General features: G+C 73.6%; 18 protein-coding genes. 12 read left to right on the forward strand and 6 right to left on the reverse strand.

Annotated elements, in window-relative coordinates; translation table 11 throughout:
* Positions 1-36 precede the first annotated feature (36 nt).
* Both OHQ87_RS02000 and OHQ87_RS02005 read left to right on the forward strand, forming a co-directional pair.
* Positions 37-1,296: a DNA polymerase IV gene (locus tag OHQ87_RS02000; RefSeq protein ID WP_328344379.1), complete on the forward strand. Its 1,260-nt coding sequence runs from the start codon at positions 37-39 to the stop codon at positions 1,294-1,296.
* Between the two features lie 115 nt (positions 1,297-1,411).
* Positions 1,412-1,807, forward strand: a complete 396-nt coding sequence (locus OHQ87_RS02005) for a DUF3040 domain-containing protein (protein WP_067301847.1) — start codon at positions 1,412-1,414, stop codon at positions 1,805-1,807.
* Positions 1,808-2,009: 202 nt separating this feature from the next.
* On the opposite strand, the gene OHQ87_RS02010 is transcribed toward OHQ87_RS02005, so the two are convergent.
* From OHQ87_RS02010 to OHQ87_RS02020, 3 genes are all read right to left on the reverse strand, one after another.
* Complete coding sequence (locus OHQ87_RS02010; protein ID WP_328344380.1) at positions 2,010-4,478, reverse strand: transglutaminase TgpA family protein; 2,469 nt, start codon at positions 4,476-4,478, stop codon at positions 2,010-2,012.
* A 126-nt stretch (positions 4,479-4,604) separates the two neighbouring features.
* The gene (locus OHQ87_RS02015; RefSeq protein WP_328344382.1) at positions 4,605-5,903 is read right to left on the reverse strand and encodes a DUF58 domain-containing protein; all 1,299 of its coding nucleotides are present in this window, start codon (positions 5,901-5,903) and stop codon (positions 4,605-4,607) included.
* 1 nt (position 5,904) lies between these two features.
* Positions 5,905-6,963 (reverse strand): AAA family ATPase, encoded by a 1,059-nt coding sequence (locus tag OHQ87_RS02020; RefSeq protein WP_328344384.1) that lies wholly within the window; start codon positions 6,961-6,963, stop codon positions 5,905-5,907.
* Positions 6,964-7,377: 414 nt separating this feature from the next.
* Between OHQ87_RS02020 and leuS the strand changes: the two genes are divergently transcribed.
* The gene (gene leuS / locus OHQ87_RS02025) at positions 7,378-10,242 is read left to right on the forward strand and encodes a leucine--tRNA ligase (protein WP_328344386.1); all 2,865 of its coding nucleotides are present in this window, start codon (positions 7,378-7,380) and stop codon (positions 10,240-10,242) included.
* Between the two features lie 413 nt (positions 10,243-10,655).
* Here leuS and OHQ87_RS02030 read toward each other — a convergent pair whose 3' ends face one another.
* From OHQ87_RS02030 to OHQ87_RS02040, 3 genes are read right to left on the reverse strand one after another with little or no spacing between them, the layout of a single operon-like run.
* On the reverse strand, positions 10,656-11,372 hold the full coding sequence (locus OHQ87_RS02030) for a TVP38/TMEM64 family protein (RefSeq protein WP_328348713.1): 717 nt from the start codon (positions 11,370-11,372) through the stop codon (positions 10,656-10,658).
* Positions 11,373-11,410: 38 nt separating this feature from the next.
* Positions 11,411-12,133 carry a type 1 glutamine amidotransferase gene (locus OHQ87_RS02035; RefSeq protein ID WP_328344388.1) on the reverse strand — a complete coding sequence of 241 codons (723 nt, stop codon included), beginning with the start codon at positions 12,131-12,133 and terminating at the stop codon, positions 11,411-11,413.
* Positions 12,123-13,370 carry a MurT ligase domain-containing protein gene (locus tag OHQ87_RS02040; protein ID WP_328348714.1) on the reverse strand — a complete coding sequence of 416 codons (1,248 nt, stop codon included), beginning with the start codon at positions 13,368-13,370 and terminating at the stop codon, positions 12,123-12,125. The genes OHQ87_RS02035 and OHQ87_RS02040 overlap by 11 nt, the downstream gene beginning before the upstream one ends.
* 354 nt (positions 13,371-13,724) lie before the next feature.
* On the opposite strand from OHQ87_RS02040, the gene mraZ reads away from it, so the two are divergent.
* The 9 genes from mraZ (at position 13,725) to murG (ending at position 25,407) form a co-directional block, all read left to right on the forward strand.
* Positions 13,725-14,156 carry a division/cell wall cluster transcriptional repressor MraZ gene (gene mraZ, locus OHQ87_RS02045; protein WP_328344390.1) on the forward strand — a complete coding sequence of 144 codons (432 nt, stop codon included), beginning with the start codon at positions 13,725-13,727 and terminating at the stop codon, positions 14,154-14,156.
* 210 nt (positions 14,157-14,366) lie between these two features.
* Positions 14,367-15,476, forward strand: coding sequence for a 16S rRNA (cytosine(1402)-N(4))-methyltransferase RsmH (gene rsmH / locus OHQ87_RS02050; protein WP_328344392.1), 1,110 nt, complete (start codon positions 14,367-14,369; stop codon positions 15,474-15,476).
* Positions 15,473-16,069, forward strand: a complete 597-nt coding sequence (locus OHQ87_RS02055) for a hypothetical protein (RefSeq protein WP_328344394.1) — start codon at positions 15,473-15,475, stop codon at positions 16,067-16,069. The genes rsmH and OHQ87_RS02055 overlap by 4 nt, the downstream gene beginning before the upstream one ends.
* Before the next feature lie 377 nt (positions 16,070-16,446).
* A complete protein-coding gene (locus tag OHQ87_RS02060) occupies positions 16,447-18,465 on the forward strand; it encodes a peptidoglycan D,D-transpeptidase FtsI family protein (RefSeq protein WP_442930650.1) in 2,019 nt (672 codons plus the stop codon).
* 52 nt (positions 18,466-18,517) lie between these two features.
* Positions 18,518-20,080: a UDP-N-acetylmuramoyl-L-alanyl-D-glutamate--2,6-diaminopimelate ligase gene (locus OHQ87_RS02065; protein WP_328344396.1), complete on the forward strand. Its 1,563-nt coding sequence runs from the start codon at positions 18,518-18,520 to the stop codon at positions 20,078-20,080.
* On the forward strand, positions 20,077-21,489 hold the full coding sequence (locus OHQ87_RS02070; protein WP_328344398.1) for a UDP-N-acetylmuramoyl-tripeptide--D-alanyl-D-alanine ligase: 1,413 nt from the start codon (positions 20,077-20,079) through the stop codon (positions 21,487-21,489). The genes OHQ87_RS02065 and OHQ87_RS02070 overlap by 4 nt, the downstream gene beginning before the upstream one ends.
* Complete coding sequence (gene mraY, locus OHQ87_RS02075; RefSeq protein ID WP_328344400.1) at positions 21,486-22,622, forward strand: phospho-N-acetylmuramoyl-pentapeptide-transferase; 1,137 nt, start codon at positions 21,486-21,488, stop codon at positions 22,620-22,622. The genes OHQ87_RS02070 and mraY overlap by 4 nt, the downstream gene beginning before the upstream one ends.
* Positions 22,623-22,894: 272 nt before the next feature.
* On the forward strand, positions 22,895-24,301 hold the full coding sequence (locus OHQ87_RS02080) for an FtsW/RodA/SpoVE family cell cycle protein (RefSeq protein WP_328348716.1): 1,407 nt from the start codon (positions 22,895-22,897) through the stop codon (positions 24,299-24,301).
* On the forward strand, positions 24,301-25,407 hold the full coding sequence (murG, locus tag OHQ87_RS02085) for an undecaprenyldiphospho-muramoylpentapeptide beta-N-acetylglucosaminyltransferase (protein ID WP_328344402.1): 1,107 nt from the start codon (positions 24,301-24,303) through the stop codon (positions 25,405-25,407). The genes OHQ87_RS02080 and murG overlap by 1 nt, the downstream gene beginning before the upstream one ends.
* Positions 25,408-25,411: the final 4 nt, after the last annotated feature.

The raw sequence follows: 25,411 nt of genomic DNA on the forward strand, positions 1-25,411 counted from the left end.
GGGGCGACTGTCGTACCGGGCGACTAGCCTGCGGTGATGGGTCGGAGTCAGTCGCTGCCGCGTGGTGGTGACCCGCGCTTCGGGCCCGACGCCGACGACTCGGCCAGCCCGATCCTGCACGTCGACATGGATGCCTTCTTCGCCGCCGTCGAGGTGCGCCACCGCCCCGAGCTGCGGGGCCGGCCGGTGGTGGTCGGCGGGGTCGGGCCACGCGGCGTGGTCAGCTCCGCCAGCTACGAGGCCCGCCGGTACGGCGTCCGCAGCGCGATGCCGACCGCCCGGGCGCGGGCGCTCTGCCCCGGCGCGGTCTACCTGGCACCTGACTTCGCCCGCTACCGGGCGGCCTCCGACGCGGTGATGCGGATCTTCCGGGACGTCACCCCGCTGGTCGAGCCGCTCTCCCTCGACGAGGCGTTCCTCGACGTGACGGGGGCCCGCCGGTTGTTCGGCCCGCCGGCCGCCATCGCCCGGCGGATTCGCGCCCGGGTGACGGCCGAGCTGGGGCTGACCTGTTCGGTCGGGGTGGCTCCGAGCAAGTTCGTGGCGAAGCTCGGCTCCACCCGGGCCAAGCCGGACGGTCTGCTCGTGGTGCCTGCCGACCGGGTGCTGGAGTTCCTCCATCCGCTGCCGGTCGACGCGCTGTGGGGGGTGGGGGAGCGGTCCGCCGAGACGCTGCGTCGGCTCGGCCTGCGCACCATCGGTGACCTGGCCGAGGCGCCCGTGGGGATGCTCCGCAAGGCGCTCGGCGTGGCGTCCGCGACCCATCTGCACGAGCTGGCCCGGGGGCGGGACCCGCGCCCGGTCAGCCCGGAGCAGGTGGAGAAGTCGATCGGGGCCGAGGTGACCTTCGACGTCGACGTGGTCGACCCGCAGCAGATCCGCCGCGCCCTGCTCGCCCTCAGCGAGAAGGTGGGCAGCCGGCTGCGCGGGGCCGGTCAGGTCGGCCGGACGGTCTCGCTCAAGGTACGACTGTCCGATTTCCGTACCGTCAACCGGTCCCGGACCCTCGGCGTGACGACCGACGTGGCCCGGGAGATCTTCGACACCTCGTGGGGTCTCTGGACGGTTCTCGCCCCTGGTGAGCCGGTCCGGCTGGTCGGCGTCCGGGTGGAGGGCCTGGCCGGGGTGGCCGACACGCCGAGGCAGCTCACCCTCGGCGCACCCGAGCGGGGCTGGCGGGAGGCGGAGACCGCCGCCGACGCGGCGGCTGCCCGTTTCGGGCGGTCCGTCATAGGTCCGGCCAGTCTGCTCGGCAAACGTGATCCCCGGCCCGGGGAAAATAGCAGTCGACCGTAGGTCGTCCCGCTTTCCGACGCGCGAGCCCCCTCGTAGACTTGGCGGCAAGCAGCCGGTTGGCTGCCACGGTCTGTCGGCCCGACCGGGCCGACCAACGTGACCGGGGAGGAGTGCCGTGCCGCTCTCGGAGCACGAGCAGCGGCTGTTCGAGCAGATCGAGCGGTCGCTTGCCGAGGACCCCAAATTCGCCTCGGCCGTGCGCGCCAGTGACCCGCGTTTCCATACGCGACGTCGCCTGCTCGTCGCTGCCGGCGTGGTCGTCGTCGGCCTGGCCCTGTTGGTCTACGGGGCGGTGATCAAGACTCCGCCGCTGGCAGTGGCGGGGTTCGTCGTCATGCTGGCCGCGTTGGGCTATGCGGTGCAGTCGCACCGGCGGGCGCAGTCACCGGACCTGCACGTGGTGGGTGGCACGACGAGTCGTCGCCGTCCGCGTGGCCGGGGCGGTCGTCGGCCGTCGTTGCTGGACCGGATGGAAGATCGGTGGCGGCAGCGTCCGGAGGGACATCGCTGAACCCGTCCACCCCAGAGGTGGACGGGCGTCACCGACGACGGTGGGTGCCGGACGCAGTCCGGCCACCTCCGTCGCATCATCACGTCCGCACCCGTGCCGTCCTCCCGGCTCGCCCCTTCCCTCCCCACCCCGGCTCGCCCGCCCCATGGGCGTGAGCCCCAAGCACCCGCCCCACGGGCGTGTGCCCATGGGGCGGGGGCGGTCAGGCGCGGCGGGTGGCGAGCAGCCGGCGGGGGTTCCAGCGCAGCAGCAGGCGGCGGAGCCGGCCGGAGGCCGTCACCAGTCGCGCGGAGTTGTCGCCGAGCGAGGTGCGCCAACGCAGCAGCACCGAGGGGGGCAGCACGGCGGCGAGGAGCCGGGTACGCCGGTCGGCGCGGGCGGCGAGGGTGCCGCGTACCGTCCGCAACGCCGGGTGCAGTGGTTCGCCGGTGAGCGGATCCCGGGCGTACCGGGCGCGTTCCTCGGCCCGGCCGAGCAACCGCACCGCAGTGGCCGAGTCGGCGTCCGCGCCGATCGCCTCCCGGGCCAGCCGCTCGGCGGTCGCCCGGGGCGTCTCCGTCCGGTCGATCGGAACCCGGTAGTCGACCAGGGTGTCGAGCAGTTCGTCCCAGGCGGCGTGGGCGTCCGCCCGGGCCCGGTCCGCGTCCGCACCCAGCACCGTCATCGGGATGCTCCCGCCCGCCCCGTCGTCGGGGGCCGCGCCGGCCTGCGCCGCCACGGGTGGGCGGTGCCGGCGCTGACGCAGCGTACGCCGACGCAGGGCTGGTACGGCCAGCAGCGCGAGCAGTGCGAGCAGCCCGGCAGCCGTCCACCACGGCCAGGTCGGGGCGCGTTCGACGGGAGCGTTGGCGGTCGCGTCGAAACCCTGGTCGACGTCCCGGTCGATCTCGTCGTCGCGCTGCGGTCCGGCAGTCGCGCCCGGGTCGCCCGGGGCAGCCGGTGTGGTGGTGTCCGACGGCTCCGGGTCCGGGGCGTCGGAGTCCGGCGCCCACGCCGACCGGGTCGACCCCTGTACGCCGTACGCGGGGGTGGCGTCGAACGGCACCCAGCCGAACTGGTCGAAGTAGACCTCCGTCCAGGAGTGCAGGTTCCGGTTGGTGAGCGTGTAGGTGTCGCCGGTGGCGTTGCTGCCGTTGGTGAAGCCGAACGCCACCCGGGCGGGGATGCCGGCGACCCGTACCAACCAGGCCAGCGCCGCCGCGTACTGCTGGCAGTAGCCGGCCTTGTTGGTGAGGAAGTCGACGATCTCCTGCCCGCTGGTGCCGCCCTGGGTGCTCAACGAGTAGCGGAAGCCGTTCTCCTGGGAGAAGTAGTCGTAGATCGCCCGGACCCTGTCGTAGTCGGTGGACTTCCCCTCCACCAACCGGTCGACGAGCAGACCGACCTCCCGTACGTCCGGGGTGCGGGTCTGCTGCAGCCGGATCGGGTGCTCGGCCGGCAACGGCCGGGCCCGGCGCAGCGCCGCCGGGGTGTACGTCGAGCGCACGTACTCGAACGAGTAGCGCTTGCCACGGGAGTTGTCCCGGTTGGAGAAGACCACCCCGAGATTCTGGTCGTACGACCAGTTGCCGTTGAGCCCGTCGAAGCCGACCGGGTCGGTGTAGAGCGGCACGAAGGGCATGTTCAACGTCCGGTTGACCTCCACGGTCGCCCGGTAGGTCTGCTGCTGCACCCCCGGCCCGGCCCGGTCCGCCGGGTCGGGCAGTTCCCGGTTGACCGGCCGGCCGTTGGGCGGGCGCACCCGGAAGCCGTCCGGGCGTAGTTCGTCGGCGACGCCGAAGCGCAGGTAGAACGGGTTCTTCTCGGTGGTGGTGACCTTGACCATGTCGGCCACCTCGGACTGGTTGAGCTGCCCGCTGAGCGCTGCGAAGAGGTCGATCCGGCCGGGGCCGCCGCCCTGCCCGGCGCGTCCGTTGCCGGTGCCGTTACCGGCGGTGCTGAACTGGTCCAGCAGCCCGCCGCTCATCCCCGGTACGGCAAGCGGCAGCACCACGGCCAGCGCCACCCCGACCACCGCCAGCCGGCGGCCGGCGGCGGCCAGCGGGGAGGACTCCCAGACGTCCACGTCCCGGCCCTCGCCGGTGAACCGGCGGCCGAACCGGCGTACCCGGTCGACGTTGTCGGTGACCAGCAGCCAGAGGTAGCCGGCGGCGCCGACCACGAACGGCAACGCGGGGACACTGTCCACGTAGACCGCGACCGGCACCGAGTAGATGGCCAGCATCGGCAGCCCGGCCAGGGCCGGCCGGCGCAGCCCGACGGCGAGCACGTCGACCACGACCGCCACCGCGCCCACCCCGAGCACGCTGATGAACAGCAGCGGGGTGGTGTCGGGCACCTTCACCCCGTAGGAGCGCATGTCCTGCAACGAGCCCTGCGCCAGCTCACCGAAGTGGGCAAGCGTCCCCGGCGTGGGCAGGAAGGCGATCAGCTCGCCGCCGCCCGGGAAGAGCCAGGTCAGGGCGAGCAGGAGACCGGCGAGCATGCCCAGCACCTGACCCCAGAGCGGGGCCCGGACCAGTCGGGTGAGCGCCGCCGCGCCGGCCACCACGGCGACCGCGATGGCCGACTGGATCAGCCAGGTCCACTGCTGGAAGATCGACGACAGCGGGGCCGCGGCGAGCAGGGTCGCCACGGCGGCCACGAAGCCGAGGTTCCGGGACGCGATCACGGCGTCACCCTCTCTGTCGTCGGACACCGGCGCTGACGCGCGGCGCGGCGTGCTGGTCGCCGGTGCCGTGCCCACCGGTGTGGCCAGGGGTGCGCGGACGGTGCGGTCGCGGGACCGGCCGGCGGCTCACCGCACACCCCCGGCGACCGTCTCGGCGAGCGCCGCGCGCAGCGCGAAGCCCTGCGAACCGCGCCCGGCCTGGGGCCAGAGCGCCGGCAGTTGACCGTCGTGGTTCACCCCGATGACCCGCCAGCCGCCCTGCAACAGGGCCAACACGGCGGCGGCGTGGGCCTGTTCGGCCTCGAACCGTGCCCGCTCCGGCAGGCTGAGCCAGGTGGAGCTGTGCAGCACGAAGCCGACGCAGGTCGCGCCGCTGCCGCGCAGCCCGCTCAGCAGCTCCGCCTCGCTCGTGGTCAGCGACCCGAACAGCGCGATGATCAGGCCCCCGTCGGCGCGTTGCCGGACCCGCTGCACCAGGCTCGCGACGTCGCCTCGCTGGTCGAGCCGGACGTCGGCGAGGTGGTCGAGGAGCAGGCCGTCCCCGGTGGCCTCGGTGGCGTCGACGTCCACTCCGTCCCCGGTCACCAGGCGCAGCTTGTAGCCGGCCTGCCGCAGGTGGGTGGCGATGCTGGCGGCGGCAGAGACCGACCACTCGAAACTGGCCGTCGGGCCGTCGCCCCGGTGACCGTGCGCCCGGGTGTCCAGCAGCACGGTGGCCCGGCTCTCCCAGGGCTGCTCCTCGCGGCGCACCATCAGCTCACCGGTGCGGGCTGTCGACTTCCAGTGCACCCGGCGCAGGTCGTCGCCCATCCGGTACTCCCGGGTGGCGGTGTCGTCCTCGCCGTGCACGGCCACCGACCGGGCCCGGCTGTCGCCGCTGCCGGCGTACTCGCCGGGCAGGCGTACCGAGGGCAGCGGGGTGACCTGGGGGATCACGGTGAGCTGTTCGGTGCTGGGGAAGGCCCGGCTCAGCTCGCACAGCCCGAAGGGGTCGGTCATCCGGACCACCAACGGACCCACCTCGTACCGGCCGCGCACGTCGGCACGGACGGTGTACGCCACCGAGCTGGCCTGGTGCGCGCCGAGCCGTTCCAGCACCACCCGCGGCCGGCTGCCCAGCGCGTACGGCAGCCGGTCCTCCAGCAGCAGGGTGCCGGTGGGCAGCCGGGACATGTTCTGCAACCGCAGCACCACCCGGGAGCTGGCCCCGACCGGCACCCGGTGCGGGTCCAGCGAGCGGTTGCAGGCCAGCTTGTAGCGGGTCCGCCCGACGTACAGCGCGGCGAGCAGCGGCAGGACGCCGAGCAGCACCGCCACCCGGAGCAGGTCCCGTTCGCCGAGGATGCCGGCGGAGACCGCCGCGGCGATCGCCGCCGCCAGGAACGAACGGCCCCGGGTGGTCAGGCCACGCAGCCCGGCACGCACGTCACGGCCTCCGTGGCTCGAACGGCGGGCGGCCGTTGCCGGCGGCGGGCCGGGGCGTGTCGTACCCGGTGGGGCGCTTACGGTCCGGCGGCAGGACCAGCCGGTGCACCAGCTCGGCGACGATCGCGTCGGTGGTGCGGCGGGCCAACTGGGCGTCCGCGGTGGGGATGATCCGGTGGGCCAGCACCGGCACCGCGAGCGCCTGGAGGTCGTCGGGCAGCACGTAGTCGCGCCCCTCCAGGGCAGCCACCGCGCGGGCCGTGCGCAACAACTGGAGGGTGGCCCGGGGGGACGCGCCAAGCCGCAGGTCGGGGGCCTCCCGGGTGGCGGTGACCAGGTCGACGGCGTACTGCTTGACGGCATCGGCGACGTGCACGTTGCGGACGGTGGCGATCAGTTGGCGGACCGTGTCGGCGTCGGAGACCGGCCGCAACTCCTGGAGGGGGTCGGCGGCGCCGTGTCCGTCCAGCATGGCCAGCTCGGCCTCCGGGCCCGGGTATCCCATCGCGATCCGGGCGGTGAACCGGTCCCGCTGTGCCTCCGGGAGGGGGTACGTCCCCTCCATCTCGATCGGGTTCTGGGTGGCGATCACCATGAACGGCGTCTGGAGCTGGTAGGTGACCCCGTCGACCGTGACCTGCCGCTCCTCCATGCACTCCAGCAGGGCGGACTGGGTCTTCGGCGAGGCCCGGTTGATCTCGTCGCCGACGACCAGGTTGGCGAAGACCGCGCCCGGCCGGAACTCGAAGTCGTGCGTCTCCTGGTTGTAGACGCTGACCCCGGTGACGTCGCTGGGCAGCAGGTCGGGGGTGAACTGGATCCGCCGCACCGAGCAGTCGATGGACCGGGCGAGCGCCTTGGCCAACTTGGTCTTGCCGACCCCGGGGACGTCCTCGATCAGCAGGTGACCCTCGGCGAGCAGGACGGCCAGGGCGAGCCGCACCGTGGCTGTCTTGCCCTCGATGACCTGCTCGATGTTGGCCACGATGGCCTCGCTGGCGGCGCGGAACTCGTCGTGCGGCAGCACGCCGCCCACCTCGTCCCAGGTCTGTTGTGTCACGGGCCTTCTCCTCGTCGCGACGGCAGCTCGGAAAAGAGCACCTGGACCCGTCCTTCGGTTCGCAACGGGAAGCCTCGTCTGCCGCAGGAATCGCACTGGCCTCTCAGGCTAACCATGTTTACGGTGATCGCCGACCCCTGCCGGAAGTCAGCCGGTCACGCGGCGGATATTCGTCAGGTCGGGGGACCTGACGCGCCCGGGTGGTGACGGAAGGTGATCGGCAGGCCGGACGCGGCCCGCAGCCGGCGGATCCGACGGGGTACACTGCCGGACATGGCCGGAGTCTTCCTGCTTCTTACCGGGCCGTGCTGATGCGCTGACGCGCGACAGCACGGCGGCCCCTCCTGCGCGAGGGGCTTTTTCGTGCCCTGAGCAGGTGCCCCGGATCCGACATGACCGCGCCAAGGAGAAGCCATGACTGAGGCAGCCGCACCGGCGGGCGACATTCCCCCGTTCCGGTACACCGCGGCCCTGGCCGACGAGATCGAGCGTCGGTGGCAGGACACCTGGGCGCGGGAGGGCACCTTCCACGCCCCGAACCCGGCCGGTCCGCTTGCCGATCCGGGCCACCCGCGGGCGGGCGCGGAGAAGCTGTACGTGCTTGACATGTTCCCCTACCCGTCCGGTGCCGGGCTGCACGTCGGTCACCCGCTGGGCTACATCGGCACCGACTGTTTCGCCCGTTACCAGCGGATGGCCGGGCGCAACGTGCTGCACGCGATGGGCTTCGACGCGTTCGGCCTGCCCGCCGAGCAGTACGCGGTGCAGACCGGCACCCATCCCCGGACGACCACGGTGGCCAACATCGAGCGGTACCGGGCGCAGCTGCGCCGGCTGGGGCTGGCCCACGACGAGCGGCGCTCGGTGGCCACCATCGACACCGATTTCTACCGGTGGACCCAGTGGATCTTCCTGCAGGTCTTCAACTCCTGGTACGACTCCGACGCCGCGAGGGCCCGCCCGATCGCCGAGCTGATCGCCGAGTTCGCCGCCGGGGACCGGCCCACCCCGGACGGCCGCGCCTGGGCCGAGCTGACCGACGCCGAGCGGCGGCAGATCGTCGACGACCACCGGCTGGCGTACGTCTCGCAGGCGCCGGTGAACTGGTGCCCGGGGCTGGGCACCGTGCTGGCCAACGAGGAGGTCACCGCCGACGGCCGCTCCGACCGGGGCAACTTCCCGGTCTTCAAGCGCAACCTGAAGCAGTGGATGATGCGGATCACCGCCTACGGTGACCGGCTGCTGGACGACCTGGACACGCTGGACTGGCCCGAGTCGATCAAGCTGATGCAGCGCAACTGGATCGGCCGGTCCACCGGCGCGCACATCGACTTCGCGGCCCCGACCACTGGTTCCGGCTCTGCCGGCGAAGCCCGCATCAGAGTTTTCACCACCCGGCCGGACACCATCTTCGGCGCCACCTACCTGGTGCTGGCCCCCGAGCACGCGCTTGTCGACGCGCTGGTGCCGGGCACCTGGCCGGCCGGCACCAGGGACGCCTGGACCGGCGGGCACGCCAGCCCCCGGGCGGCCGTCGAGGCGTACCGGAAGGCGGCGGCGGCCAGGACCGACGTGGAGCGGCAGGCCGACACCAGGGAGAAGACAGGCGTCTTCGTCGGGGCGTACGCCACCCACCCGGTCACCGGCGGGCAGATCCCGATCTTCATCGCCGACTACGTGCTGGCCGGCTACGGCACCGGCGCGATCATGGCGGTGCCCGCGCAGGACGAGCGGGACTGGGCGTTCGCCGAGGTCTTCGAACTGCCGATCGTGCGCACCGTGCAGCCCGCCGAGGGGTTCGACGGTGCGGCGTACACCGGGGACGGGCCGGCGATCAACAGCGCTGCGCCCGAGCGTGGCCTGGACCTGGACGGGCTGGGGGTGGCCGAGGCCAAGGCGGCGATCATCGAGTGGTTGGAGGCCAACGGCCACGGCGTCGGGGCGGTCACCTGGCGGCTGCGGGACTGGCTGTTCTCCCGGCAGCGCTACTGGGGCGAGCCGTTCCCGATCGTGTACGACGAGACCGGGGCGGCCATCGCGCTGCCCGAGTCGATGCTGCCTGTCGAACTGCCCGAGGTGGACGACTTCTCGCCGAAGACCTTCGACCCCGACGATGCCGACAGCAACCCGGAGACCCCCCTGTCGCGGCGGCGCGACTGGGTCGAGGTGGAGCTGGACCTGGGCGACGGGCCGAAGCGGTACACCCGGGAGACCAACGTGATGCCGCAGTGGGCCGGCTCCTGCTGGTACGAGCTGCGCTACCTGGACCCGACCAACGCCGACCGGTTCGTCGACGCCGAGAACGAGCGCTACTGGATGGGGCCGCGCGCCGAGGGCGACTGCGGGGGCACCGACCTGTACGTCGGCGGGGCCGAGCACGCCGTGCTGCACCTGTTGTACGCCCGGTTCTGGCACAAGGTGCTGTACGACCTGGGGCACGTGTCGTCGTTCGAGCCGTACCGCAAGCTGTTCAACCAGGGCATGATCCAGGCGTACGCGTTCCGCGACCCCCGGGGTACGCCGGTGCCGGCGGAGGAGGTCGTCGAGGTCGACGGTCGGTGGCTGCACGGCGAGCAGGAGGTCACCCGCGAGTACGGCAAGATGGGCAAGTCGCTGCGTAACGTGGTCACCCCGGACGACATGTGCGCGGCGTACGGCGCGGACACCTTCCGGGTGTACGAGATGTCGATGGGCCCGCTGGAGGTGTCCCGCCCCTGGGACACCCGGGCGGTGGTCGGGTCGTACCGGTTCCTGCAGCGGGTCTGGCGGGCCGTGCTCGACGAACAGACCGGCACGCTGCGGGTCACCGACGCGCCCGCCGACGCCGAGACCCGCCGGCTGCTGCACCGGGTCGTCGACGGGGTCCGGGTCGACATGGAGGGCATCCGGTTCAACACCGCCATCGCCAAGCTGATCGAGCTGACCAACGCGGTGACCCGGCTGCCGGAGACCCCCCGCGAGGTGGCCGAACCGCTGGTGCTGATGCTGGCCCCGTTCGCCCCGCACGTCGCCGAGGAGCTGTGGCGCACGCTGGGCCACGACACCTCCCTGGCGTACGCGGACTTCCCGACCGCCGACCCGGCCCTGCTGCTCGCCGAGACGGTCACCTACCCGGTGCAGGTCAACGGCAAGGTCCGGGGCCGGATCGAGGTGCCCGCCGACGCGTCGCAGGAGGCCGTCCGGGCGGCGGCCCTGGAAGCGGTCGCGTCCGCGCTGGCCGGTAGGGAACCCCGCAAGGTCATAGTGGTGCCGGGCCGGTTGGTCTCGGTCGTCGCCTGACGGTGCGGCCGGGCCACCCGTCCGGTCGGGGACGCGTCGGGTCCGGGCGGCCGTCGGGCCGCCGTAGCGCAGAGTGACGACAGGTCGGATGTATGTCGACCCGGAGTGGTATGCCGGAGAGTCATATTTATGACTCTCCGGCATACCACTCGCACCGCATAGCTATCCCCGGTGCCCGGACCGGTTCTGGCGGAGGGGCCGCAGGTGGCGCATCGGTAGGCCTGTTCCGGCAGCCGCCCACCAGGTCGGTCGCACCGGTCGGCGAGCACTCCGGTGACCGGTGCGACCACCAGGGCGTGGGCAATCATGGGTGCGGACAGCGTCGGGCGGGCGTCGGCGGGCGGCGGGCGGGCAGGCAGGGGGCGGCGGGCGGGCGTCGGGCGGCGGACAGCGGCGGGAGCATTCGGCCGGTGTCAGGAGCCAGGGTCGGTGATGACCCGCCGGCGTCGGCGTTCGGCCTGCCACCAGCGGTACGCCAGCACCGCGCTGGCGATCAGCCCGAGACTGGCCGGGGCGGCGGCGTACCAGTTGATCCGGCCGGGGGAGCTGACCGCCGCGCCGATCGCGGCGTAGCCGAAGGCGGTCGGGGCGGAGGCCAGCACGCTGCCGACCAGGAACGGCAGCACCCGCGCCCCGGTGGTGCCGTAGCCGTAGCTGACCAGTCCGAACCCGGAGATCGGCAACAGCCGTACGGTGATCACGCCGAGCACGCTCTGCCGGGCGAACCAGCCGTCCAGGCGGGCCAGCCGGCCGCGTACCCGCTCGGCGACGAACTCCCGGCCGAGCACCCGGCCGACGGCGAAGCCGAGCGCGGCGGCCAGCAGCGCCGCGCCGAGCGCGTACGTCCCGCCCTCCAGCGGGCCGAAGACGGCCCCCGCTGCGAGCGTGACGAAGGTACGCGGGACCAGCGCCACCAGCAGCAGCGCCCCGACGACGATCCCGGCGACCGGGGCGTAGCCGCCGAGGGAGTCGGCGAGCCGGGGCAGCGCGGCGACGTCGGGCCGGGGTGCCACCAGCAGCAGTACGGCGAACCCGACGAGCATCACCAGCAACAGGACGAACCGACGCGCCGACGGCTGGCCGAGCAACCGCCACCCGACGGCGATCGTTGCCGCCCGGCGGGAGGTCATGTCCGCCCGGCGGGAGGTCATGTCCGGGCGGCGGGAGGTCATGTCCGGGCGGCGGCGGCCACCGCGGCGCGGCGCTCGGTGCGCAGCCGGTCCGCCCAGGTGTCGTCCAGCGGCGGAAGCTGGTGGGTGCCGGTCGCCCAGCGCAGCAGCAGATCGGCCAGGGCCGGGTTACGGGCCAGGGCCGGACCGTGCGAGTAGGTGCCCAGCAGGCTGCCCCGCCAGGCCCCCTCGGTGACACCGTCGTTGCCGACCCCGGCGCTGACCCGGGCCAGCGGCGACACGCCGGGGCCGAGGTGGGTCCGACCGCCGTGGTTCTCGAACCCGGACAGCGCCGGCACGCCCAGCCTCGGGTCGATCTCGCCGGCCAGCTCGCCGACCGCCCGGGTCGGACCCCGGTCGGAGGAGATGTCGAGCAGCTCCAACCCGGCGCACTTGGTGCCCTTGGCGAAGAAGGAGGTGCCGAGGAGTTGGTAGCCGGCGCAGACGCCGAAGACCACCGAGCCCTGGGCGACGGCCCGGTGCAGGCCGCCGTCGGCGAGCAGCCGCTGCGCGCCGAGCGCCTGCGGGCCGTCCTCACCGCCACCGATCAGGTAGATGTCGGCGGTGGCGGGCAGCCGCTGGTCGGAGCGGACCTCCAGCACCTCGACCGGCATCCCGCGCTGCTGCGCCCGACGGGCCAGGATCAGCAGGTTGCCCCGGTCGCCGTAGGTGGAGAGCAGGTCGGGGTAGATCCAGACGATACGCAGGCTCTCAGTTGACACGGTCCAACTCCGCTCGGATGTCCTGGAAGGCGGTGTAGTTCGCGATGACCTCCAGCCGGCCCGGCGGGACCGCCCGGACCGCCTCGCCGAACGCCCGGACGTGCTGGAACGGCACGCCGTTGACGTCGAGCCGGACCGCCAGGTCGTACGCCCGGTCGCCGGTGATCAGCACCTGCCGGCCGCGCAGCGGGGCGAAGTCGACGTCGAACAGCCAGGAGGTGTCCAACCCGTCGGGGTCGCGGGCGTTGATGGAGAGCAGGGTGGGCGCCTCGTCGGCCATGTCGAACGCCTCCAGCCAGCTGGCCGGGTTCTTGGCCAGCAGCAGCCGGATGTTGCGGCCGTCCCGGTCGACCTGGGCGTAGCGGCCGGCGACCGAGGTCACCGTGTGCAGCCGGGAGACCGCGTCGACGGGGCGTACCCCGAACTCGGCGGCGACGGCGAGGGCGGTGGCCGCGTTGCCGAGGTTGACCTTGCCGGGGAGCTGGAGGGTCACCTTGTGCCAGGCCCCGGTGGGGTCGAGCACGCCGTCGTCCTCCACCGTCCACTGCGCGTCCGGGCGGCGCAGCGGGCAGCCGCTGCACCACCACTGCTCGCCGGAGCGCTGGATGGTGGAGCCGCACTCGGGGCAGACCCAGGAGTCGTCGTGCCAGCGCTGTCCGGCGCTGAACCAGGTGACGTGCGGCGGGCGGATGCCCTGCGCCGGGTCGGCCGGCGGGGTGGCCGCCCAGACCACCAGCGGGTCGTCGGCGTTGGCGACCACCCGTACGTCGGTGTGCCGGACCAGGGCGGCCCGCCAGAGCTGCGCCATCATGGCCACCTCCTTGGCCCGGTCGAGCTGGTCACGGGAGAGGTTGAGCAGGGCCACCACGTGCGGCTCGGTGGCCTCCAGCACCTGCGCGAGGTAGTGCTCGTCGACCTCCAGCACCGCGTACGGGGTGCTGCCGGCCTTGGCCAGCGCCGAGGTGTGCCCGGTGGGCATGTTGGCACCGAAGGAGTTGGTGGCGACCCGGCCGAGCACGCCGACGGCGGCGGCGCTGAGCCGGGTGGTGGTGGTCTTGCCGTTGGTGCCGGAGACCAGCGCGATGGCGCGTCCGGCCGATAGGTGGGCCAGCAGGTCCGGATCGATCTTCAGGCCGATCCAACCGCCGATCACCGAGCCGTCGCCCCGCCCGGCGGCGCGCGACAGCGCCGCGGCTGTCCGCGACACCGAGCTGGCCACCTTCGCCCGCAGGGGCATCTTCGCGTCAGTCACCCGAGCGAGGTTACCGGACCCCCGCGCCCGCCAGATCGCCGCCGACGGCGAACCGTTCGGTCGGGGTGGGCCGGGCGTCCGGTCGGTGGACGCTCCGCCGGATGGAGTCGATCGATGTCGGGTTGTGGACGCCGGGCGGGGCGCTCCGCCCCTCCACTTCCCTCCACCGCTCCTGACGTGCGGTTTTGTCCATGACGGCGACGCGCCGGGCGGGCGATTCTGGTTGCAGGTGGAGGGAAGTGGAGTAGAGTGGGGCGCATTGGTGAGGCCGGGAGGGCCCACCGGCCCGGGGGGTCAGCGGCGCCGCGAACGCCGCTCAGGGCGAGGGGGGTTGGGCCGATGTTCCTCGGCACCCACACTCCGCGCCTGGACGAAAAGGGCCGGTTGATCCTTCCGGCCAAGTTCCGGGACGAGCTGGCGGGGGGTGTCGTGATCACCAAAGGACAGGATCGCTGTCTCTACGTCTTCCCCACCCCCGAGTTCCAGCGGATCGCCGACCAGTTGCGCGCGCAGCCGATGACGAACAAGGCGGCCCGGGCCTACAGCCGGGTCTTCTTCGCCAGTGCGCACGACGAGGTTCCCGACAAGCAGGGCCGGGTCACCATCCCGGCCCACCTGCGGTCCTACGCCGCGCTCGACCGGGATCTGGTGGTGATCGGGGCGTCCACCCGGGTGGAGATCTGGGACCGGGCGGCCTGGGACACCTACCTCGCCGACAGCGAAGACGACTTCGCCGACATCGAGGAGGGGGTGCTGCCCGGCGGTCTGTAGGGCGTGGCGACGCCCGACGTACTGCGAGATCTCCAGCCGCTTTCGAGTTCCTGGCGCCCCTTCCCCGGTGCCAGGTGCACGATCTCCACTCCGGGTCGGTGAGCCGGAGCCGGAGCGGGAGCGGATGGGGATCTGGCGGTACGACGGTGCGGCATCGTCCGACGAGCAGAGCGCGACACGAAGAGCAGGTATTCCACAGTGGGGGTCGACATGGGGGAGCTACGCGGCACGCACGTGCCGGTGCTGCTCGAGCGGTGTCTCGAGCTGCTGGCCCCCGCGCTGGACCGGGGCGGCCGTACGGTCCACGTCGATGCCACGCTGGGGCTGGCCGGGCACGCAGAGGCGGTGCTGGAACGGCATCCGCGCACGGTGCTGATCGGTCTGGACCGGGACACCGAGGCCCTGGCGCACGCCCGGGTCCGGCTCGCCCGGTTCGCCGACCGGATCCACCTGGAGCACGCCGTCTACGACGAACTGCCCGAGGTGGTGAGGCGGCTGGGCTACCCGGGCATCGACGGGGTGCTGTTCGACCTGGGCGTCTCCTCGTTGCAGCTCGACGCGCCCGACCGCGGGTTCGCCTATGCCCAGGACGCGCCGCTGGACATGCGGATGGACCAGACCCGGGGGGTGACCGCCGAGGAGGTGGTCAACAGCTACTCCCACCCGGATCTGGCCCGGGTGCTGCGGGTCTACGGCGAGGAGAAGTTCGCCGGCCGGATCGCCTCGGCGATCCTGCGGGAGCGGGAGCAGGGCCGGATCACCTCGTCGGCCCGGTTGGCCGAGTTGGTCAGGGAGAGCATTCCGGCACCAGCGCGACGAACCGGGGGACATCCGGCCAAGAGAACGTTTCAGGCTTTACGGATCGAGGTAAACAGGGAACTGGCAGTGCTGGAGCAGGCGCTGCCGGCTGCCCTCGACACGCTCGACGTGGGCGGTCGCATGGTGGTCCTGTCCTACCACTCGCTGGAGGACCGGCTCACCAAGCAGGCGCTCGCCGACCGGGTCCGCAGCAAGGGCCCGATCGACCTCCCGGTGGAACTGCCCGGGTCGGGTCCGACGTTCCGGCTGCTCAGCCGGGGTGCCGAACTCGCCGGGGAGGTGGAGGTCACCGCGAACCCGCGGGCCGCATCCGTGCGGTTGCGGGCCGCGGAGCGGCTCGACCCGACCACCGGGCAGCAGGGGCGGACCGACCGCGAACGGTCCCGCCGACGGGTCAGGGCGATGCACCAACCGGGGACGGGGTCGACACCGGGTTCCACAGTGGACCAGGGGCCGACGCCGGGGGATGGCAGGACGGACGAACAGGGGGAGGGGACATGAACGTCAACAAGCGTGACGGCCGCGACGCGGTCGTCGGGCAGCGCGCACCGCGGTCGGGGGGCCGGACCACGGCGCAGCGCACGACCCGTACCGCGATGCCGGCGGACCTCGCCGGTCGGCAGGGGGAGGCACGCCGGGGGGCGCGCGAGTTCCCCACCCAGGGCAGCGCCGCGCTGCGGCCGGCCGAGCAGCCGGCCACCCGGACCACCGCCACCCGGCCGCCCCGACTGCGGGTGGCACCGCCGCCGCCGGTCCGGGTGCCCCGGGCGCCGTTCGCGGCGCTCATCGTGGTGCTGGTGGTCGGTGGGGTGCTGGGCATCCTCGCGGTCAACACGAAGATCAACGAGAACGCCTTCCGGCTCCAGCAGCTCCAGCAGCAGCAGGCCCGTCTCGACGTCGACCAGCAGCAGCTGGAGAAGCAGATCGAGGAGTACAAGGAGCCGGGCAACCTGACCGCCGAGGCCCGCAAGCTGGGCCTGGTGGAGGCGGGCGAGCCGGCGTACATCCGGCTGCCGGACGGCCGGCTGATCGGCGTGCCGCAACCGGCCGACGGCCAGCCGGCGATCACCAGCCAGCAGGGCGACGGGGGGTAGCACCCGTGCCGCCGAGGTCGGACGAACCGCGCCGGGACGCCACGGGCTCCCGGCGCGGTGCGGTTCGTGGTGGAGCCGCCCGGTCCGGCGAGCCACGCCCAGGGGAGCCACAGTCCGGGCAGCCGAGGGCCGGGCAACAACGGTCCGGGCAACCCCGGTCGGGGGAGCCGAGGGCCGGGCAACCCCGGTCGGGGGAGCCGAGGGCCGGGCAACCACGGGCCGGGGAGCCACGGGCCGGGGACGTCGGTGGGATCTCCGACGCGCGGGCGTACACCCCGCGGGGCCGGACCATCCGGGAGAGCAGCGAGGACCGGGGCGGGCAGCGACGTACTCCGCGCGCCGGGCGGTCCGGCGACCCGTTCCGCCCTGCCCTCCAAGTGCTCGACGGTGGTCGGGCCGCCGCCAACCGGGCCGGCCGCCGGGAGGCCGCCGCCGACCGGACCGGCCGCCGGGGGGAGGCCGCCACCGGTCGCACCGGCGTGATCAGGACCGTGCCGCCGCGGGCCGCCCCCGACGACGACGAGTTCGCCGAGCCGCCCGCACCGCGCCGTCGGCCCGGGCGCACCACCCCGCGCCGGGGTGACGTGCCCGGCCGTACCCCGCGCCGCACCGAGATGCCCCGCCGTACCGACCGGCCGGCCGGCCGGCGACCGGTGCGCAAGCCGCGCCGCCCGCCGAAGCTCGCCGAACCCCGTCGCCGGCTGCGGCTGGGCACCGTGCTCGTGCTGGCGATCTTCGCCGTGATCGGCATCCGGCTGGTCGTCCTGCAGGCCGTGGACACCCCGGCGTACGCCGGGGGTGGCGTCAGCGGCCGGCTCACCCGGATCGACCTGCTGGCCCCGCGCGGGTCGATCGAGGACCGCACCGGCGCGCCGCTGGCCCGCAGCGTCGAGGCGCGGTACGTCTTCGTCGACCCGACCCTGGTGAAGGACCGGACGGAGACCGCGAAGCTGCTCTCCCCACTGCTCGGCATCCCGGTCTCCGAGCTGGCCGAGAAGATGAAGCGCAAGGGCGGCCTCCAGTTCCGGTACCTGGCCCGGGGTGTCGACATCGCGCAGGCCAAGCAGATCGAGGCGCTCGACCTGGCCGGCATCGGCACCCACCGCGACGAACGCCGCGAGGTGCCCGGCGGTGACCTGGCCGCCAACCTGGTCGGCTTCACCAGTCTGGACATGGACGGACTGGAGGGGTTGGAGGCCCGCTACGACGACCTGCTGCGCGGGCAGGACGGCCGGCGGGTGTACGAGGCCGGCGCGGGCGACCTGAACGCGGCGATTCCCGGCGGCTACAGCCAGACCACCGCCCCCAAGCCGGGCAGCTCGCTGGTGCTCACCATCGACCGGGACCTCCAGTTCCAGACGCAGCAGATCCTCAGCAGGCAGATGGCCCAGACCCGGGGCGCGATCGGCGCGGCGGTGGTGCTCGACGCCAAGACCGGTGACGTGCTGGCCCAGGCCAGCAACCCGACCTACAACGCGGCCACCCCGGACCGGAGCCGGCCCACCGACCGGGAGGACGCGGCCAGCAGCTTCGTGGTCGACCCGGGCTCGGTGCACAAGGCGATCACCTACGGCGCGGCGTTGCAGGAGGGCGTCATCACGCCGGACAGCGCCTGGCCGGTCGCGAACACCATCACCAAGGGCGACGTCACCTTCCGCGACACCCACCCGGCCGAGGGCAAGAAGCTGAGCGTGGCCGGGATGCTGGCCTACTCGTCGAACGTCGGCACCATCGAGATCGGCGACCGGCTCGGTCCGGACCGGCTGATCGACTACCAGAAGCGGTTCGGGTTGGGGCAGCCCACCGGCGAGGGGATGCCCGGCGAGGCGTCGGGCCGGCTGCTCCCGGCCGACAAGTGGAGCGGCTCGTCGTACGGGTCGGTGCCGATCGGGCACAGCGTCGACGCCACACCACTGCAGATGGCCGCCGCGTACGCCACCATCGCCAACGACGGCACCTACGTGCAGCCGCACCTGATCAAGGAGGTGGTCGGGGCGGACGGCAAGCGCACCCCGTCCGCCGCCCCGGTCACCCGCTCGGTGCTCAGCCCGAGCAACGCCGCCGCGCTGCGTACCCTGCTGGAGGCGGTCACCACCGTCGACGGCGCGACAGGCCTGGCCGCCGCGGTGCCCGGCTACCGGATCGCCGGCAAGACCGGCACCGGGCTGCGCTACGTCGACGGCAAGCAGCAGCCCGGCGAGGTGGGTTCGTTCATCGGGATGGCCCCGGCGGAGGCCCCCCGGTACGTGGTGGCGGTCTTCGTCTGGAATCCCGAGGGCGGTGGCGGCGCGGTCGTCGCCCCGGCGTTCCGCGAGATGATGGGCTTCACGCTGCGTCACTACCGGGTCCCGCCGTCGCGCGGGAAATCCCCCAACTTCGAGGTCTTTCCGCGCTGACCGGGAACGGCGGGACATCATCGGTGAGTGCCGACGAACCATCGGGGCGGCTGTGCGGCCGGAACCGGACGACCGGGTAGGGTCTGACGCCGTGCCCGGCAATCCACGCCCCCGTACCGTGCCCGGAGTCCGGCTCGGCGACCTCGCCGACCGGCTCGCCGTAGCGCCGCCGACCGACGCCGCCGAGCTGGTCGTGACCGGGGTGACCCACGCCAGCCAGGAGGTCCGCCCCGGCGACCTGTACGCCGCGCTGCCCGGCGCCCGTCGGCACGGCGCGGAGTTCGCCGCCGGTGCCGCCAAAGCCGGTGCGGTGGCGGTGCTGACCGACCCGGCCGGTGCCGCGGCGGCCGGCGCGACAGGGCTGCCCGTCCTGGTGACGCCGGACCCCCGGGCCGTGCTGGGCGAGCTGGCCGCCGCGGTCTACGGCGACCCGACCGACGGACTCACCGTGATCGGGGTGACCGGCACCGCCGGCAAGACCTCCACCGCCTACCTGATCGAGTCCGGGCTGCGCGCCGCCGGCCACGTCACCGGCCTGATCGGCACGGTGGAGACCCGGCTGGGCGACCTGGTGATCGACAGCGTCCGGACCACCCCGGAGGCCACCGACCTGCACGCCCTGCTCGCCGCCGCCCGGGAACGCGGGGTGACCGCGGTGGTCATGGAGGTGTCCAGCCACGCGCTGGCGATGGGGCGGGTCGGCGGGGTCCGGTTCACCGTCGGCGGCTACACCAACTTCGGCTCCGACCACCTCGACTTCCACGCCGACTCGGCGGACTACTTCGCGGCCAAGGCGAAGCTCTTCGACGGGCGCTGCCGGGTCGAGGTGCTCAACCACGACGACCCGGCGCTGCGGCCGCTGTTCCGGCCGGCGACGGTCAGCTACTCCGCGGCCGGCGACCCGACCGCCACCTGGTGGGCCGACCGGGTCGGTGGTGAGGGCTACGCCCAGCGGTTCACCGCACACGGCCCGGACGACCTCGTCCTGCCCGCCGGGGTGGCGCTGCCCGGCCGGCACAACGTGGCGAACGCGCTGCTCGCCGTGGCCACCCTCGTCGCCGCCGGGGTCGACCCGACGACCGCCGCCGCCGGGGCGGCCGCCTGCGGCGGGGTGCCCGGCCGGCTGGAACTGGTCAGTGGGGACGCCCCGGTGCGCGGGGTGGTCGACTACGCGCACAAGACCGACGCCGTGGTGGCCGCCCTGGCCGCGCTGCGCGGCACCGGCACCGGGCGGCTGATCTGCGTCATCGGCGCCGGGGGTGACCGGGACCGGGGCAAGCGGCCGGTGATGGGCGCCGCCGCCGCCCGGGGGGCCGACGTGGTGCTGGTGACCGACGACAACCCGCGTACCGAGGACCCGGCGACGATCCGGGCCGAGGTGCTGGCCGGCGCGTACGGCGTCGCGGCCGCCGCCCGGATCATCGAGGTGCCGGGGCGGCGGGAGGCGATCGCCGAGGCGGTACGGCTGGCCGAGCCGGGCGACGTGGTGGCGCTGCTCGGCAAGGGACACGAACGCGGTCAGGAGATCGCCGGCGAGGTGCACCCGTTCGACGACCGCACCGAGCTGGCGGAGGCGCTGCGCGTCCGCTTCGGCGACCTGGCGGGTCGACGGTGATCGCGCTGAGCCTGGCCGAGGTCGCCTCGGCGGTCGGCGGTCGGCTGCACGCCGCCGACCCGGACGCCCGGGTCACCGGCCCGGTCGAGTTCGACTCCCGCAAGGTCGTCGCCGGTGCGCTCTTCGTGGCCTTCCCCGGCGAGCGGGTCGACGGGCACGACTACGCCGCCGGCGCGGTCGCCGCCGGTGCGGTGGCGGTGCTCGGCACCCGGGAGCTGCCCGGGGTGCCGATGGTGCTGGTGGACGACGCGCTGGCCGCGCTGGGCCGGCTGGCCCGTGCCGTGGTGGACCGGCTGCCCGGCCTCACCGTGATCGGGCTGACCGGTTCGTCGGGCAAGACCACCACCAAGGACCTGATCGCCCAGCTCGCCGTGCGACTCGGCCCGACGGTGGCCCCGCCCGGGTCGTTCAACAACGAGCTGGGCCACCCGTACACCGCGTTGCAGGCCACCGCGCAGACCCGGTACCTGGTGATGGAGAAGGGCGCCCGGGGCGTCGGGCACGTCCGCTACCTCTGCGACGTGGTGCCGCCGCGGATCTCGGTGGTGCTCAACGTCGGGGTGGCGCACCTGGGTGAGTTCGGCTCGGTGGAGAACATCGCCCTGGCCAAGGGGGAGCTGGTGGAGGCGCTGCCGGCCGAGGGGCTGGCCGTGCTCAACGCCGACGACCCACTGGTCGCCGCGATGGCGTCCCGCACCGCCGCCCGGGTGGTCCGCTACGGCGAGTCGGCCGACGCCGACGTCCACGCCGTGGACGTGACCCTGGACGGGCGGGGTCGGCCGGCGTACACCCTGGTCACCCCGGAGGGGACCGCGCCGGTGCGGCTCGGCCTGACCGGCCGGCACCAGGTCTCCAACTCGCTCGCCGCGGCGGCGGTCGCCCGGGAGCTGGGCATGCCGCTGGCCGAGCTGGCGGCGGCCCTGGGTGACCTGGGGCTGGTCTCCACCCGCCGGATGGACGTCTTCACGCGGTCCGACGGGGTGACCGTGATCGACGACTCGTACAACGCCAATCCGGCCTCGACGGCGGTGGCGCTGCGCGCGCTGGCCGGGATGCACCGGGGCGGGCGGACGTTCGCCGCGCTCGGCTACATGGCCGAGCTGGGCGCGTACGAGGACGAGGGGCACCGGGAGGTCGGCCGGCTCGCGGCCGAACTCGGTGTCGACCGGCTGCTCGTGGTGGGTGAGCCGGCCGCGCCGATCCACGAGGGCGCGACAGCGGTAAGTGACTGGGGAGGAGAGTCGGTGCTGCTCACCGATCAGGCGGCGGCCGTCGAGGTGCTGCGCAGCGAGCTACGACCGGGCGACGTCGTCCTGGTGAAGGGCTCCCGGTACCGCACCTGGGAGGTGGCCGACGCGCTGCGTGCCGACGGCGATGGTGACGGGGCCGGCGCGGGGGGTGCCGCGTGAGGGCGGTCATCGTCGCCATCGGGGTGGCGTTCCTGGTCTCGCTGCTGGCCACCCCGCTGGCGATCAAGGTGTTCGCCCGGCTCAAGGCCGGCCAGCCGATCCGCTCGGGACTCGGGCTGGCCAGCAACGAGGGCAAGAAGGGCACACCGACGATGGGCGGCGTGGTCTTCATCCTGGCCACGGTGATCGCGTACGTCGCCGGTCACCTCGCCCTGACCACCCTGCCGGACGCGCAGATCGCCCAGGTCGAGCCGACCATCACCGCGCTGGTGCTGCTGGGCCTGATGGTCTTCTCCGGGGCGGTCGGCTTCATCGACGACTTCCTCAAGGTGCGCAAGCGGCACAGCGGCGGGCTGAACAAGCGCGGCAAGCTGTTCGGGCAGATCCTGGTCGGGGCGATCTTCGGGGTGGTCGCGCTCTACTTCCCGAGCAGCATGACCGACGCCAGCGGCGCGACGACCAACACCGAGACAGTGGGCAGCAGCACGCTGAGCTTCATCCGGGACATCCCGGCCCTGGAGATCGGCAAGATCGCCTCGGTGATCGTGATCATCCTGGTGGTGATGGCGGCGACCAACGGGGTCAACCTCACCGACGGTCTGGACGGGCTGGCCACCGGCGCGTCGGTGATGGTGCTCGCCGCGTACGCGCTGATCGCGTTCTGGCAGTACCGGCACTGGTGCGCCGACCCGACGTACACCGCCAACCCGGACAACTACTGCTACGCCGTCCGGGACCCGCTGGAGATCGCGCTGATCGCCGGGGCGGCGGCCGGGGCCTGCGTGGGCTTCCTGTGGTGGAACACCTCGCCGGCCCGGATCTTCATGGGCGACACCGGCGCGCTGGGCCTCGGCGGCCTGATCGCCGGGATGGCGATGTCCACCCGGACGGTCCTGCTGCTGCCCATCCTCGGCGGGCTCTTCGTGATCATCACGATGTCCGTGGTGATCCAGATCATCTCCTTCCGGACCACCGGCAAGCGGGTGTTCCGGATGTCGCCGCTGCAGCACCACTTCGAGTTGGCCGGCTGGAGCGAGGTCAACATCGTGGTCCGGTTCTGGATCATCGCGGGCATCGGGGTGGCCATCGCGCTCGGCCTGTTCTACAGCGACTTCCTGGCCAGCATGGGCTGACCCGGCCGCGGACACTCCTGACGGTGCGTCCCACGCCCGACCACGAGAAGGGGGTTCCTCACTACCGGAGGCGCCCCCTTTTCGCATTTCGACACGCCGACCGGGGGGAACGGCCGGAACGGGCCGCCGGTAACGGCGATGATGGGCGGGTGGGGGAGGACCGAGGCACGAGCAGCGGCACGACGACGCAGACCCAGCCGCGGCGGGTCACCGGCGCGGGGCGTACCGCCGACCCGCCCGGGGCGCTGGCCGGGCTGGGGCCGGCCGGCGGCCTGGCGGCGCTGCGCGGCCTGCTGGCCCGCCCGTTGGCCTCCTACTACCTGCTGCTGTCCAGCGCCGGTCTGCTGCTGCTGATCGGCCTGACCATGGTCTTCTCGGCGACCAGCGTGCGGGACTACGCCGAGGCGGGCGACGCCGCGGCCTCGGTGACCAAACAGGCGATCTTCGCGGTGATCGGCATCGTCGCGTTCTGGGCCTGTCAGCGGCTGCCGGCCAGCACCTTCCGCTCGCTGGGCCGGCCCCTGCTCGGGGGCGCGGTGGTGCTGCTGCTGGTGCTCAACCTGCTGGGGGCACTGGACGCGTTGTTCGGGCTGGAGTCCCTCGGGCCGCTGCAGGCCGACCTGCTCTGGCTCTACCTCGGGCCGATCCAGGTGCAGCCGGCCGAGTTGGCCAAACTGGCGCTGGTGCTGTGGGGCGCGCACGTGGTGGCCCGCAAGGGCGCCGCGCTGGGCTGGTGGAAGGAGTTGGCCACCCCGCTGTTCCCGGTGGTCGGCCTGCTCTTCGTGCTGGTCGGCTACAACGACCTGGGCAGCATGCTCTGCCTGCTGGCCATCGTGGTCGGGCTGCTCTGGGCGGCCGGGGTGCGGCTGCGGGTCTTCGCCGCCCTCTCCGCGGTCGGCCTGGTCGGCATCGGCCTGCTGGTGGCGGTGGCCTCGCTCGGGGCCGGCTCCGGCGCGCGGGGCAAGGAGAACTACCGGCTGGCCCGGCTCACCTCGTTCCTCGACACGCCCGACCCGGCGAAGTGCGTCGAGGACGCCTGCTGGCAGATGGTCCAGGCCCGCAACGCCATCGAACACGGCGGCTGGTTCGGCGTCGGTCTCGGCAAGGGCAGCCTCAAGTTCGGCTGGCTGCCGGCCGCCCACAACGACTTCATCTTCGCCGTCATCGCCGAGGAGCTGGGCGTGGTCGGCTGCACCGTCATCCTGGTGCTCTTCGCCGTGCTGGCCTACACCGGGCTGCGGATCGCCCGCCGGGTCGCCGACCCGTTCCGCCGGCTGGCCGCCACCGCCGTCACCGCCTGGCTGGTCGGCCAGGCCGTGATCAACATCGGTGGGGTGACCAAGCTGCTGCCGCTGACCGGGGTGCCGCTGCCGTTCATCTCCGACGGCGGCAGCGCCCTGGTCGTCACCCTGGCGGCGGTCGGCATGCTCGCCTCCTTCGCCCGCGCCGAACCCGACGCGGCGCGAGCCCTGCACGCCCGTCCGCCCGCCCGATGGGTCCGACTAGTCTGGGCCCCGTTGCCGCCGCTTCCCGGCGCGCGGAGCCGACCGGCGCCGCCGTCGGCTGCCCCGGGGTCCGTACCCCGGACGCGCGGGCGGCGACCCGACGATCAGGCCGTACCGCGCGGCGTCCGGCAGGACCGGGCCCGGGGCGGGTCGGCGAGCGAGAGGAGACGCTGATGGGTCCGCTGCGTTCGGTGGTGCTCTGTGGAGGGGGCACCGGTGGGCACATCTACCCGCTGCTCGCCTTCGCCGACTGCCTGCGCCGACACGACCCGGGCGTCCGGATCACCTGCCTCGGCACCCCCAAGGGGCTGGAGAACGAGCTGATCCCGCCGGCCGGCTACGACCTGCGGACGATCCCGGCCTACCAGCTGCCCCGCTCGGTCAACCTGGGCCTGGTCCGGACCCCGGACCGGATGTGGAAGGCGGCCCGCGCCGCCGGCAAGGTGATCGACGAGGTCGCCGCCGACGTGGTCGTCGGCTTCGGCGGGTACGTCTCGGTGCCCGGTTACCTGGCCGCCTGGCGGCGCGAGATGCCGATCGTGATCCACGAGGTGAACGTCCCGCCGGGGGTGGCCAACCGGCTCGGCATGAAGTTCACCAGGAACCTCGCGGTCGGCTTCCCGCACCAGCCGGCCCAGTCCGAGGCGCTGCGCGACGCCCGGGTGGTCGGCGTGCCGCTGCGCCGGGGCATCGCCGGGCTGGACCGCAACGCCGCCCGCGCCGCCGCCCGCGCCCACTTCGGACTCCGCCCCGACCTGCCGGTGCTCTTCGTCGCCGGGGGCTCGCAGGGGGCCCGGTCGATCAACCTGGCGGTCTCCGGCGCGGCCAAGGAACTGGCCCGCAACGGCGTGCAGGTGCTGCACGTGATGGGCGCCCGCAACGAGCCGGTGCCGATCCCCACCGACCTCCCGGTGCCCTACGTGGCGTTGCCCTACCTGTCCGAGATGGAGCTGGGCTACGCCGCCGCCGACCTGATGCTGGCCCGGGGCGGGGCGATGACCTGCGCCGAGGTGGCCGCGATCGGCCTGCCCACCATCTACGTGCCGTACCCGCACTCCAACCAGGAGCAGAAGCGCAACGCGCTGCCCGTGGTGGAGGCCGGGGGCGGGTTGCTCGTGGACGACGCGGAGCTGACCCCGGCCTGGTTGGAGCGCACCGTGCTCCCGCTGCTGCGCGACCCGCAGCGGCTGCACGCGATGGGCGCCGCCGCCGCGGCGTACGGCCGGCGCGACGGCGACGTGGCCCTGCTCAACTTCGTCTACGAGGCGGTGGCCCGGTGAGCCG

Source organism: Micromonospora sp. NBC_00421 (assembly GCF_036017915.1).
Taxonomy (GTDB): Bacteria; Actinomycetota; Actinomycetes; order Mycobacteriales; family Micromonosporaceae; genus Micromonospora.